This is a genomic window from Syntrophomonas zehnderi OL-4 (genome assembly GCF_000983115.1).
GTDB classification, from domain to species: domain Bacteria; phylum Bacillota; class Syntrophomonadia; order Syntrophomonadales; family Syntrophomonadaceae; genus Syntrophomonas_B; species Syntrophomonas_B zehnderi.
The window spans coordinates 44,294-57,312 of record NZ_CGIH01000026.1 but is presented as its reverse complement, the minus strand read 5'-3'; the positions used below and the strand labels follow the sequence as shown (position 1 = coordinate 57,312).

Annotated in this window: 12 protein-coding genes; 1 reads left to right on the top strand and 11 read right to left on the bottom strand. The window is 43.8% G+C overall.

The window, feature by feature from the left end:
• Positions 1-2: 2 nt before the first annotated feature.
• From AAV90_RS06530 to spoIVB, 5 genes are all read right to left on the bottom strand, one after another.
• Complete coding sequence (locus tag AAV90_RS06530; RefSeq protein WP_046496837.1) at positions 3-671, bottom strand: glycosyltransferase family 2 protein; 669 nt, start codon at positions 669-671, stop codon at positions 3-5.
• A 4-nt stretch (positions 672-675) separates the two neighbouring features.
• Positions 676-1,569 (bottom strand): copper transporter, encoded by an 894-nt coding sequence (locus tag AAV90_RS06525; protein WP_046496835.1) that lies wholly within the window; start codon positions 1,567-1,569, stop codon positions 676-678.
• Between the two features lie 127 nt (positions 1,570-1,696).
• Complete coding sequence (gene steA / locus AAV90_RS06520) at positions 1,697-2,821, bottom strand: putative cytokinetic ring protein SteA (RefSeq protein WP_046496833.1); 1,125 nt, start codon at positions 2,819-2,821, stop codon at positions 1,697-1,699.
• Between the two features lie 155 nt (positions 2,822-2,976).
• The gene (spo0A, locus tag AAV90_RS06515) at positions 2,977-3,783 is read right to left on the bottom strand and encodes a sporulation transcription factor Spo0A (RefSeq protein ID WP_046496830.1); all 807 of its coding nucleotides are present in this window, start codon (positions 3,781-3,783) and stop codon (positions 2,977-2,979) included.
• Between the two features lie 263 nt (positions 3,784-4,046).
• Positions 4,047-5,345 carry a SpoIVB peptidase gene (gene spoIVB, locus AAV90_RS06510; RefSeq protein WP_046496828.1) on the bottom strand — a complete coding sequence of 433 codons (1,299 nt, stop codon included), beginning with the start codon at positions 5,343-5,345 and terminating at the stop codon, positions 4,047-4,049.
• Between the two features lie 289 nt (positions 5,346-5,634).
• Between spoIVB and AAV90_RS06505 the strand changes: the two genes are divergently transcribed.
• The gene (locus AAV90_RS06505; RefSeq protein ID WP_046496825.1) at positions 5,635-6,069 is read left to right on the top strand and encodes an Hsp20/alpha crystallin family protein; all 435 of its coding nucleotides are present in this window, start codon (positions 5,635-5,637) and stop codon (positions 6,067-6,069) included.
• Positions 6,070-6,431: 362 nt separating this feature from the next.
• Here AAV90_RS06505 and recN read toward each other — a convergent pair whose 3' ends face one another.
• From recN to AAV90_RS06475, 6 genes are all read right to left on the bottom strand, one after another.
• Positions 6,432-8,105, bottom strand: coding sequence for a DNA repair protein RecN (recN, locus tag AAV90_RS06500; RefSeq protein WP_046496823.1), 1,674 nt, complete (start codon positions 8,103-8,105; stop codon positions 6,432-6,434).
• Positions 8,106-8,122: 17 nt separating this feature from the next.
• Positions 8,123-8,575, bottom strand: a complete 453-nt coding sequence (gene argR, locus AAV90_RS06495) for an arginine repressor (RefSeq protein WP_046496820.1) — start codon at positions 8,573-8,575, stop codon at positions 8,123-8,125.
• Positions 8,576-8,676: 101 nt separating this feature from the next.
• A complete protein-coding gene (locus AAV90_RS06490; RefSeq protein ID WP_207642049.1) occupies positions 8,677-9,456 on the bottom strand; it encodes an NAD(+)/NADH kinase in 780 nt (259 codons plus the stop codon).
• Positions 9,457-9,472: 16 nt separating this feature from the next.
• Positions 9,473-10,309 carry a TlyA family RNA methyltransferase gene (locus tag AAV90_RS06485; protein ID WP_046496817.1) on the bottom strand — a complete coding sequence of 279 codons (837 nt, stop codon included), beginning with the start codon at positions 10,307-10,309 and terminating at the stop codon, positions 9,473-9,475.
• Positions 10,296-12,209: a 1-deoxy-D-xylulose-5-phosphate synthase gene (gene dxs / locus AAV90_RS06480; RefSeq protein ID WP_046496814.1), complete on the bottom strand. Its 1,914-nt coding sequence runs from the start codon at positions 12,207-12,209 to the stop codon at positions 10,296-10,298. The genes AAV90_RS06485 and dxs overlap by 14 nt, the downstream gene beginning before the upstream one ends.
• A 4-nt stretch (positions 12,210-12,213) precedes the next feature.
• Positions 12,214-12,786, bottom strand: a complete 573-nt coding sequence (locus tag AAV90_RS06475; RefSeq protein ID WP_046496811.1) for a hypothetical protein — start codon at positions 12,784-12,786, stop codon at positions 12,214-12,216.
• Between the last annotated feature and the right edge of the window lie 233 nt (positions 12,787-13,019).

The following is a 13,019-nucleotide window of genomic DNA, read 5'->3' as shown; positions in this document are numbered from 1 at the left end:
CCTTACCCCCTTTTCTGCAAACGGATGACCCGTATTACATCAAAAAACTGCCTGCCTCGATGCAGGAAGCCTTTTAAATCCCGGCCGGTTTCATTATGACTCATGGTGGTGGGTACTTCCATTAATCTAAAACCGTTGCGCAGAGCTTTTATGCTCATGCCCAATTCGACACCGTAAGCTTCCTGGAAAGGGGTAACTGCCTGTAATACTTCCCGGGTCATGGCTCGTTGTCCGCTTAAGGGAGCAATGACATCCAGGCCACCCGCCTTTTTTATAGCACGGGCAGCCGTCCCCTTCACTAAACCAAAACCACCTTTTTTGGTGGGAGGCGGAAAAGCTGCCACACATAAATCAGTCTGACCATTTATAACCGGAGCAATGATTTTGACAGCTTCTGCTGCCGAATCGCCCAAATCAGCATCCAGGAAAACCACCACATCACTGTCAAGCATCGGTACAACAGCATTTAAGGCCCCGCCTTTGCCGCGGTTTTCGGGCAGATCAACTACGGTAACCCCCTGGGCGCAGGCCACTTCGGAGGTTTTATCGGTAGAGCCGTCATTGACTACAATAATCTTGTCTATACCAGATATGCTTTTGACCGCTTGCAGGGTTGCCCTTAGGCGGTCTTCTTCATTATATGCAGGTATCACAGCGATAATGGTTTTCATCTGCTTATCTCCTTAAATATTCCACCGGTATCGAAGGCATAAACTTGGTGGCGGTTGTCTTGGTTCCATAGTCACCCGGCTGCCCGGTCATAGCCAATACCAGCGATATTTGTCCCAGGCTTAAATCAATGTTATCTATCGTGGTTAGGTTGTATTTTTGATAGGTTTCCATGTAGGAGTAGCTTACTTTGGAATTCTCCACCCCCACTATCTGCTTGCCCGAGGCCAGCAGGATATTGATTAAATTGGTATCAAAACTCTCTGGATATGAATTGCCGGAATTATTACTACCACCTATTAAAATCACTGTATCGACCGGGTTAGTGTAGACACCGCCTAACTTGATTAAGTTGTTTTCTTCCAAAAATTTTCTTGTCCCGATATCCGCCTGATTGGTTATCAGCATACCAACCGAAATAGCCACTTTCTGCCTCAACGCATCTGAGCTCACATCTTCTTCAGTACCGTAAAATTTAACCAGCTTTCTACGCAGGCTGCTATCCTTTAAATTAATGTTGTTAAGCATCACGGTTTGGGTGTTAACAGTCGCCCCGGCTATAGTCAGGGTGTTCAGCAAACCGGCCGGAATCTCTTCCCCTCCAGTCACCACAATAGCTAATTCTGCACCCTTAAGGTGTTCTTTGACAATAGGCCCCAACATGACTTGACCGAAATTCTCATAATTGTTTATTATTTTGTTTTTAGCTTCGTTTTCAGCCAGGAGATTATTTTCCTGCTCGCGCAGGGTCGCAAACTGCTGCTCAAGACGGTCTATGATCCTTTGTTGCTGCGTAACCATCAAATCATCACTAACAATTGAGCTGCCAATCAATATACCTAATCCCAAAGCTAAAAAAATAGCAATTATTGAAACGATATGATCTTTTAAATCGATCATTGCTTACACCACCACTTATGTCATTAGTAAGTAAATTTGCTTCCCTATCCGTATCGCGCAACCATTTTCACAGGTGCGGACGGCACTCAACTTGAAAAGCCGACCATGGAAGGTTGATACATACTTATTATATACTGTTCACGAGAATTTTTATTTGCAGCCATATTAATCGAAAGAATGGCTGGGTAGCCGGTGAAACCCAAAGCAATATGGTAATAGGGATCAAGGCCGCCATAAATAACTGGGCCAGGTATTTGCTGTGCAAGCTTTGTTTGTATAACTGACTTACCCCCCGGGCATCAATCAAAATGGATCCCACTTTCAGCCGGACCAGGAACGTACTGGCCATACCCTTGCGTCCCTTTTCCAAAAAATCTATCATATTGGAATGTGTACCTACCGCAACAATCAGGCTGGCACCGTATTCCCAAGCCAAAATCATAGCTATATCCTCACTGGTGCCCGGTACCGCAAACACCAATGGTTCTATCCCCATGGACTCGACCCTTTCAAGTCCAGGAGCCTTGCCATTGGCATAGGCATGTACAACTATTTCGGCTCCGGATTGCAGGGCCTCATCGGAAACGCTATCCATGTCCCCCACAATAATATCCGGCTTCAGATTAAATTCCATTAGAGCGTCAGCACCCCCATCCACACCGATTAAAACCGGCTTTTGCTCCTGGATGTAAGAGTATATTGCCCTAAGATCCTCCTTATAACTACTGCCCCGCACCACTATTAATACATGCCGGTTTAATATATGAGTGTTGAGCGGGGGCACCTCCAGATTACCCAACAGGACATCCTTTTCTTTTTTGGCGTATTCAAGGGTATTATCAACAAAATCGTCCAGTTCCTGTTTAATATTTTCATTGGCTTCATCTAACTTTTGATTTACATCGGCCAATGTCAATACTTTTCCCTCACCTAGTATATGGCTTCCGGAAATTACCGTGCCATCTTTTATCTCCAGCAAGGTTCCTTCCTTGACATCTTCAAAAATTTTTTCCGGCACCTCATCAATAATTGGAATACCGGCTTTTAGAATTTTATAGGCACCCCGGGCAGGGTAACGTCCGGTAATCGAGGGCATGGTGTTAAGGATAGCTATGGGTCTTATATCAATTAAACTGTTAGCAGCGACTTCATCGATATCATCATGACTGATTACGGCTATATCGCCTTTGCGCAGCCGGTTTACCAAATTTTTGGTGCGTTTGTCCAGTTTGGCTTTCCCTTTTAAGTGCATACTACACCTCTGTATAAAATCAAAACATCGTTTATGTAAAATCTATATTATCATATCACAACAGCTAATCAAAAAAACCACCAGGAACCAAAATACCTGGTGGTTTAGCTGATATTTTAAGACAGTTAAAGACTTGCAATAATCTTAAATAAAGATTAACTGACCTTGTTTTCCAATCTCAGTTTATCTGCAATAATAGCGATAAACTCTGAGTTGGTTGGCTTACCCTTTTCACCACTGATAGTATAGCCAAAAAATTTATTGATCTTATCATAATCGCCCCGATCCCAGGCCAATTCAATCGCATGACGGATGGCCCTTTCCACCCGGCTGGGGGTCGTATCATATTTTACAGCAATGGTAGGATACAGTTCTTTGGTTACTGCACCCAGATAGTTTATTTCTTCTACCACCAGCATAATGGCATCCCGCAAATATTGATAGCCTTTGACGTGAGCGGGTACTCCAATTTCATGGATAATTTTGGTTACTTCCACTTCCAAGTTTTTCGGAGCCGGACTAGACATGGTAACCGTTACCTGCTGACCGCTACCTTTAGGAGTTTTCAGTTTAACGTCTCTTACAACCTGTTTGACCCTTTCTCCCAGCACTTGTAAGTTGAAAGGCTTCAGAATATAATAATCAGCTCCCAATTGAACCGCCTTCTGGGTTATATTTTCCTGTCCAAAAGCAGTGAGGATAATGATTTTGGGTCTTGGTTCCAGATGCAATTCGTTTAGTTTCTCAAGTACGCCTATGCCATCGATATATGGCATTATAAGATCAAGGATTAATACTTCTACCTCTTTCTTAGACATCACATCCAGAACTTCCATTCCATTAGCGCATACATCTACCAATTCAAAATCAGGTTCATTGGTAAAATAATCTCTTAGGATACCGCAGAACTCTCGATTATCATCCGCTACTAGAACTTTGATCTGATCATTTTCACCAAACATTAGTTTAATACCCCCCTCTTCCAATAATAATACCGGCTATGTATTATTATTTTTATTTACAAACGCTTTTCGACGATAGGCTAATTTATTCCTCTTTTTTTATTATACCAAATTAATCGATTATTTAGCACAGGCTCCTACAATGAAACATCATTAAACATAAGATCTAAGATCTTTTAGGATTGGTATTTTTTACCAAAAGGTTTGCTTCCCAATATTGCTCATTTCCTTATTTCATTAGATTGTCGAAAACTTTTTCATTTTTATAGGTCAGCGGGCATTTCCGACAACATATTGTCCATAAATGTGCCGTATCCTGAAGTAGGATCATTCAAAAAAACATGGGTAACGGCACCAACGATTTTATTTCCTTGAATTATTGGACTACCTGACATTCCCTGCACAATTCCACCCGAAAGACTTAAAAGCCGCGGATCAGTCACCCGTATTACCATGCCTTTGCCGTTTTCCCGATGAGGATATACTTTTTCTATTCTGATATCCCATTTCTCGATATCGCTTCCATTGACTACCGTCAGCATCTGGGCTTTACCGGGATGAACCTGGTGAGCGTAAGCTACTTCCATGGTATATTCTTCCTTGGCATTGGTGATGATGTTATCGCTGCGACCATAGATCCCGAAGTTGGTGTTTTTCATAATCTTACCAGAGATTCCGCCCTGTTCATCGAAAACACCAATTTTTTCTCCCGGGCGACCAGGTTTTCCAGGCTTTACGGTCTGGATTGAGGCACTTACTACGCGGCCTTTGAGTACGTCTATATCCTGTTTCGTATCGGCATCCACAATTACATGACCGAGCGCGGCAAATTGCCGGGTACTTGGATCCCAGAAGGTCAATGTTCCTAACCCTACCACACCATCTCTAACATACAAGCCGATCCGATAACGGTTCGTCTCCGGGCAAAGAAGCGGCTTAACAGGTACAATAATATTTTTGCCGCGCCTGTTAAGACTCACCTTTAATTCTTGGTCTTTTTTACTGTCAATGATTCTGGCCAAATCGTTTTCGCTGTTTACTGCCTGACCATCTATTTTAAAGATCCGATCTCCTATTTCCACACCTTCTTCTCGTCCCGGATAACTTTTGCCGCCTTTGCTGTTCAAAACAGGTGCAAACCCCACCACCATTATGCCGCGCGATTGCAACATAACACCTATGGAATGACCGCCAACTACCACCCGCTTCGTAGGCAGGGCTTCAATTTGAATTGATTTTATCGGCATATATTCTAAAATGTTAAGACTTACTTCTGTCTTGCCAGGCTTCAAAGCGGTAATTTTATAGGTGGAACCCGTACGGTTTATTATAATTGTAGGGTCTTTTCCCAAGGTAAATATGCTGCGAGATGATCCCGTTATCTTAATGTCGATTTTTTCCTGCAGTCCCTGAGGAAGTTTTATGTTTATGGAATTACCTTCCCCAACGATAATTTTCTGCTTCTCGGGCATACTCAAAACTGTTCTTACTTGAGGACTCAAACATAAAGCCAAAAAAAGAGAGGCTATAACAACTCCCACATAATGACGGTTTTTTTTCAACTTCTTTCCTCCCGAGTGTTGATTAGCTTATTATTTCCGGGAGGAAACATAAATATGCAGTTTATAGGCATAGCCAATTATTATGATCAGATGCGAACTGAATAGGCACCCAAAATCTATGTTATCAGTTGCTATGCCACTTTCATATTTTTTAAAAAAAATATTTGACTTTCCTTGACTTTGGTTTTATAATACAGGCATAATCAGTTGCCAATGGTGAAAAAATATACCTGGATGAAGGCATATTTTTTTCACCGGAATATATTAAATTAAAAAAGGAGGTTTTTGTATGTTTGAATTATCACCTCATCGCCGCCGGCACCGGGACATGATGTTCGGTTTAATTGGCTGGGATCCGTTCAAAGACATGTGGGGAAATGAGTTTATGCCCCGGATGTTTAATGAAATCCGTACGGATATCAAGGAAAATGATACCGAATATATTGTGGAAGCAGAATTGCCCGGGGTAAAAAAAGAAGACCTGGTCGTGGAGCTCAGGGATAATACGTTGACGATAGCGGCTAAAACTATGCGCGAAGATACACAGGAAACCGAAAACTATCTGCGCCGGGAAAGATCCGTGGGTCAAGTCAGCAGAAGTTATTATGTGGAAAACGTTGATCAGGACGCGGTAAAGGCAGATTACAAGGATGGCGTATTAAAAATAATCCTTCCCAAGTTCAAGGATAATAAAGACAGTGGCTTTAGGATACCTATTGAGTAATTTTGCAAGTCCCTGGATAAATCCAGGGACTTTTGACCTTTTCTGATTAAGTTTTATCCCGCCGCGCACCTTTAAATAATAGACCAGATAACACATATCGAAAGGACTCACCCAGGTTCTCAGGCCCAAATTCACTCACTCTAGCGGATCCCTGTCACATCGACGGCTACACTGCCCACTTCTGTTCCATTTAATATAATCAAGGATGCTGCGGATAGCATATATAAAACCCCCTACGGGGACTACTGTGGCTCACCGGCAATCAGCCCACCTTAAACCGGGGGTAATAGTAAATTGCGCGGGAAGCTATTAAGGACGCTGTGTTATTTTGTATAAATCTGGGTCTAATTAATCCGCGGTTATTATGTTTTGGACTCCAACAATTCCCGGGCATGCTTTAAGGTTAATTCGGAATAGTTCTCGCCATCTAACATACGGGCCAATTCTTTTACCCTGGCCTCATGATCCAGAGCTTGAATACAAGTGTAACTGCGTTCATTTTCAACATATTTATCAATCAAGAGATGCTGCTGCGCATAACTAGCCAATTGAGGCGAGTGGGTCACCAGGATAACCTGATGTTCGGTCGATAATAAGGCAATTTTTTGAGCCATGGCACTTAAAGAGGTTCCCCCCAGACCCGCATCGATTTCATCGAAAATTAAGGTAGGTACTTTGTATACGGCTGCCAAAGCTATTTTTAAAGCCAGGATCAAACGTGATATTTCTCCTCCGGAAGCAATGCGGGTAACCGGCCGCAATTCTTCTCCGGGATTGGGGGAAAAGAGGAATTCCACCTCATCCAATCCCCGCGGACCAGGCTGGGTTTTTTCCCTGATCTCAACCTTAAAACGTGTATGGGGCATATTTAGGCCGATTAGTTCCTGGCGAATCCTTTCTTCCAACCGAACAGCCGAATTCTGGCGCAGGGCCGTCAATCTAGCTGCTGACTCACGATATTGCTCTTGCGCTTTGGTCAATTCGGCGCGTATCTCTTCCTGCCTTTCCTCGCTGTGTAAGAGTTCTTCGCGCTCATGGCGGGCATTATCCAGAAAAACCAGGATTTCATGTATAGTGGAGCCGTATTTGTTTTTCAATTTGTCAATTACGTAGAGTCTTTCTTCCACTTTATCAAGCAAACCTGGTTCAAAATCCAGGTTATCCTTGTAAGAAGATATTTGCCTGGCCATATCCTCCAGGGTATAGATGATATTTTCCAGGGGTTCTGTTAAATTCTGAAAAAAACGATCTTCGCTGGTATTTAAAGCAATGTTTAAGGCGGACGAAATCTGATCATAGGCACTGGCCGTTTGTTCAGAGCTATATAAACAGGTCAGCATACTGTGGCTAGCCTCCATCAATCTTTGGGCATTACGAATGCGCTCTCTTAGATCTGTAAGCTCCTCCTCCTCGCCCTCCTTAAGGTCGCAAGCCTCTATCTCCTTAATCTGATAATTTAAAAAATCCAGTTTTTGATTCTTCATCTGTTGGCCGGTCTCAAAATCAGCCAGTTGTCGTTCAGCTTCTTTGATCCGGGTGAAAAGAGCTGCTACTGTATCCAGCAATTCGTCTGGAGGTGGAGAAAAGCCATCCACATAACCAAGATAATTGCTGCTTTGCAAAAACGCGTAGCGGTCATTCTGCATCTGGGTATCGACCAGCAGTGTCCCTAATGCCTTAAGTACATGCAGGTTTACGTTACGGCCATTAATGCGTGCTGCGCTACGCCCATTAGGGAAAAACTCCCGGCTGATAACCAGATCTTGATAATCAGCATCACATAAACCCTGTTGGGTCAAAAAAACCTGGGTCTCATGGCTGGACTGCAGATCAAAAACTGCTTCGATAACAGCCTTTTTATCTTCATCACGAATATAATCATTTTTGGTTCGTTCGCCCAAAAGCAAGCCCAGCGCATCGATAATAATTGATTTTCCCGCTCCGGTTTCACCGGTTAAGACGTTTAGACCGGCGGTAAAGTATAAGCGCTGTTCCTCTATGAGGATAAAGTTTTTAATGTATATTTCTTCTAACATACTATCAGACCTTTATTTCATTCCCCAATCAACCTGCGAAATGAGGCTAATACATTTTCTACCGCGTCCTTGGGCTTTACCAGGACAAAGAGGGTATCATCCCCTGCCACCGTACCTAATATCAGGTCATTTTCTATGGCATCAATGACAGCCGCAACGGTTTGCGCGGTTCCAGGAAGCGTTTTAATAACGATAAGGTTCTCGCTGGAATCCAGATAAGTTACCGAATCCTTAAACACCCTTTTTATTCTTTCATTGGAACTGCGGGAGCCATGCCCATCCGGGAAAGCATAACGATAGCCCTTTTCATCAGGTATCTTAATCAGACGCAGTTCTTTTATGTCCCTGGAAACAGTGGCCTGAGTAACATCAAAACCACGACTGCTTAAGGCATCGCACAATTCTTCCTGCGTAGTAATTCGGTCAGTTGAAAGGATGTCCCGGATTGTAAAATGCCTGCTTGATTTCACTTCCTACCTCCATGCAGTATTGGTTAGTGAAAGCCACCGGAGGATAAATCGGGCGGTTGGTTTAAGCTGGGCTGACTTGTTTTTAAAAAAACTGATACTCTTTAACCTTGGCCCTCATTTCTCCACAATTTATGGTTTATCGTATGAAAAAACGTTGTGTCTTTAAGCTGCAACAGTTTAACCTTAGGGGTGGCTTTTTTTATATTAATCATATAATTCTCATCCAATTCACTTTTTACCTGCCCGTCAATGATAATATCAACCGGATTTAAAGTTTGCGGATAAAGTGCTATTTCTTTGGCGGCATCGATCACCAGCGGCCGCCGATATAAATGGTAGGCTGCAATCGGGGTAAGCAGGAATACCTCCAGATCAGGGTCGGTAACCGGCCCACCCGCCGATAAAGAATACGCCGTAGACCCGGTAGGGGTTGCAATAATAATGCCGTCTCCGCGAAAAACACCGTGCGACTGCCCCGCAATATTTATACCCAGATTCAACATTTTGGCATTGGCAGATTTAACGGTCATTTCATTTAAGCTAAAATGGGTCGCTTTTAACTCGTGGTTTTGAAAAATATCTATTTCCAAAAGCATGCGTTCATCCAAGGAAAACTCCTGCCGAATCAGTCTTTCCAGCGATTCCTCTATTTCATGGGCTTCAATACTGCTCAAAAAGCCCACTGTACCCATATTTACACCTAAAATGGGAATATTTCGATCCGCATACTGACGTGCCACCCGGATGAGCGTGCCATCTCCGCCTAGAACGATGATGATATCAAAACCATCATCCGGTGGAGAGAGTAAACTGACATCTTCTATCTCTGCCCCAATACCCATTGCCCGAAATCTTGCAGCAATATTATCCGCTGTCTGCATACTTTGGACTATGAGTTTATTTCTCACCACTAAAATCTTCACCAATTCTATCCCCCAACCCGTTATGCGCCCGGCTGACTACCTTGGATATTTGTTCATCTATGTCATGCAAACCCGTTTTATGTTGGCACAGTCGGATAAAGTATTCAATATTTCCCTTAGGTCCTTTGATAGGTGAAAAGGTAACCCCCACACAATTCAGGCCTTCCTGCTCAGCCGCAGCTATACAGCACAAGAGTACCTCGCGGTGAATGGCAGGATTCCTGACAACTCCGTTTTTACCGACTTGGTTTCGTCCTGCTTCAAATTGCGGTTTGATCAAAGAGATTATTTCGCCCTCCTCCCGCAGCAGTTCTTTTAAAACGGGAAAAATCAGAGTAGTTGAAATAAAGGAAACATCCATGGTGATTATATCAACTTTTTCCCCCAATTGATCCCGGGTTAGATAACGGATATTAGTTCTCTCCATTACGATTACCCGAGGGTTGTTTCTTAATGTCCAATCCAACTGACCATAGCCAACATCCACGGCATAAACCTTTGCAGCCTGGTTTTGCAAGGCGCAATCGGTATAGCCGCCGGTCGATGCACCTACATCCAATACAGTTTTGCCGCAAAAATCAACCTTAAAATCCCTGATAGCTCCTTCCAGTTTATATCCGCCGCGGCTCACATATTTTAAACGGGAAGACTTGATATCAATAACGGCTGCGGTGTTGACCTTTACACCCGGTTTATCAATCAATTGGGAATCAACATATACTTCTCCCGCCAGGATCATAGCCCGGGCCTTTTCCCGGCTACCTGCCAGCCCTTTGGAAAATAACAGATTATCCAGCCTAACTTTCTCCAATTTTACGCAACCCCCAGGCCTGGCTGGGTATTAGATCCGGCCAATTATTAAAAACCGTTTCCGCTATGGCTTCCGGCGTCAAATCCAGATAATCGAATAGAATATCCACCCGGCCTTGTTCAATGAATTCATCCGGAATACCCAGGCGAACTACCTCGCATTCCATTTTATGGTCGGCTAAAACCTCCAATACAGCCGAGCCGAAGCCGCCTTCCAAACAGTTATCCTCAATTGTAATCAGGCGCTTGAAGCGTTGACTTAGGCTAATAATCATCTCTTGATCCAGGGGTTTGATAAAGCGGGCATTAACAAGTTCCACCTGGATACCCATCCCAGCCATTACATTCACAAATTCACGAGCAATTCCCAAGGCACGTCCCACTGCCAAAACAGCCAAATCCTGACCCTCGTTAATCAACTGAGCTTTGCCAATCTTCAATATCTGACGCTCGTTATGTATTTTAGCCCCCTCACCGATGCCACGCGGATAACGGATTGCTACCGGCCCCTTAATCGTAAAAGCAGTCTCCAGCATATCCAAAAATTCGTTTTCATCACCCGGAGCTAAAATCGTAAAATTTGGGATATTGCGTAAATAAGCTAAGTCAAACACACCGTGGTGGGTAGGGCCATCCTCTCCAACCAATCCAGCCCGGTCAATCGCAAAAATCACTGGCAGGTTCTGTAAAGCTACATCGTGCAGAATCTGGTCGTAAGCCCTTTGCAGGAAAGTCGAATAAATACAAACCACCGGCTTAAGACCGGCTTTGGCCATACCCGCTGCCATGGTAACAGCATGCTGTTCACATATCCCGACATCGAAAAAACGTTCCGGATAGGCCCGGGCAAAACGTTTCAAGCCGGTTCCGCTGGTCATCGCTGCAGTAATTGCTACAACTGCCGAGTCTTCCTGGGCTTTATCCAGAATATAGTCACCGAAAATTTCGGTATAACTAGGCAGCGGCTTTTTCGGCTGTTTACCGGTATTGATATCAAACGGGCCTATGCCATGGAACAAATCCGGGTCATTTAAGGCAGGCTGATACCCTCGGCCCTTCTGGGTAATGACATGCACTAATACCGGTCCCTTCATGGTACGTACATTGTTTAAGACGATCGTTAATTGTTCCAGATCATGACCATTTACCGGGCCAATATAAGTAAATCCCAGTTCTTCAAACCATACACCAGGAACCATCAGGTGTTTCACGGAATCTTTAAATCTGCCCGCCGCCTTGGCTATATTAGGCCCGATACCGGGTATTTTGCTTAGTACGCTTTCTATCTCTTCTTTGGTACGGGAGTAGGAGGGATCAGTACGCAGGCGGTTTAAGTAAGATGACATAGCTCCCACGTTTTTAGAAATGGACATCTCGTTGTCATTCAGGATTACAGTTATATCCGTACCCTCATTGCCGGCATGGTTTAAGGCTTCATATGCCATTCCGCCTGTTAGAGCACCATCCCCCATAACAGCCACGACAGAATAATCCTGGTCTTTTATATCTCGGGCCAGAGCCATACCTACCGCTGCCGAAATAGAAGTGCTGCTATGACCGGTATCGAAGGCATCATGGGCGGATTCCTCTGATTTGGGAAAACCACTCATGCCACCGTATTGACGCAAGGTAGACATACTATCTTTGCGGCCGGTGAGTATTTTATGTACATAACTCTGATGACCGACATCCCAAATAATCTTGTCTTGGGGAGTATTAAATACGTAGTGCAGGGCAATGGTGAGTTCGACAACACCCAGATTGGCAGCTAAGTGGCCTCCGCATTGAGCCACACTGCTTATTAATAACTGGCGAATATCCTGGGCTAGATCGTTCATTTCAGCCAACGAAAGTTTTTTTAAATCCTGGGGTGAGTCCACGCGCTTTAAAATGTCTGGCACACCCTCACCTCCTAGTTTTGAATAACTCAATACCACTAATGTTTTCCCACCAGGCCAAAACAATCGCAACTTTTAATATAATACTATTCGCATTTTCAATGGCTATATATTTGCCAATGGCTTTTCCGCCTACAGTCAAGGCGGCAATCAGGCTGGTCATCATGGCTCCGATTAAAACAATATTGGTTATCGAAAACATATTGCTCAAATTAAATACAATGCCGGCACCAATGGCTCCGCTTAGTGTCCCGGCAATATCACCGATAACATCATTGCAGTAATTGGCAACGGTTCCGGCGTTTTTAGTTATTTTAACCGCTTGCGAGGCGCCAAATACTTTTTTGGCCGCCCGGGCGTTAAAAGGCGGCAAAGCAGCAGCAGTGGCAGCAGTTCCAATAATATCAAAAAAAATACCTAAGGCAATAATAACCAGTAAAAGAATCAAGGCTACGATTACGTTATTAATAACTTCCATAAGAGCCTGTGATCCTATGTTTACTAAAAGGGCAATAAAAAAAGTAAAAAAGGCAACGAGCAAAGCTGACACCAGAATGCTCTTTTTTAAATAATTAACCAAACTTTTAAATACCCTCCAAAAACGGAATAAGGCAAAAGGTTATTTACCGAGTAAACGCTGTGACATAGGTCCAGCAGGTTTTCCCCGCAGTTCACCCATCTGTTGCCAGATGGGCGGTTTCCCTTTACGACTGCTACATGTCGTCACCGTACATGGGGCTGGATTACCACTAAGTACACACTTTAATCCTCGATAAACCGTGCGGTTATGCACACAGTCTAGGAGTTTTCCTC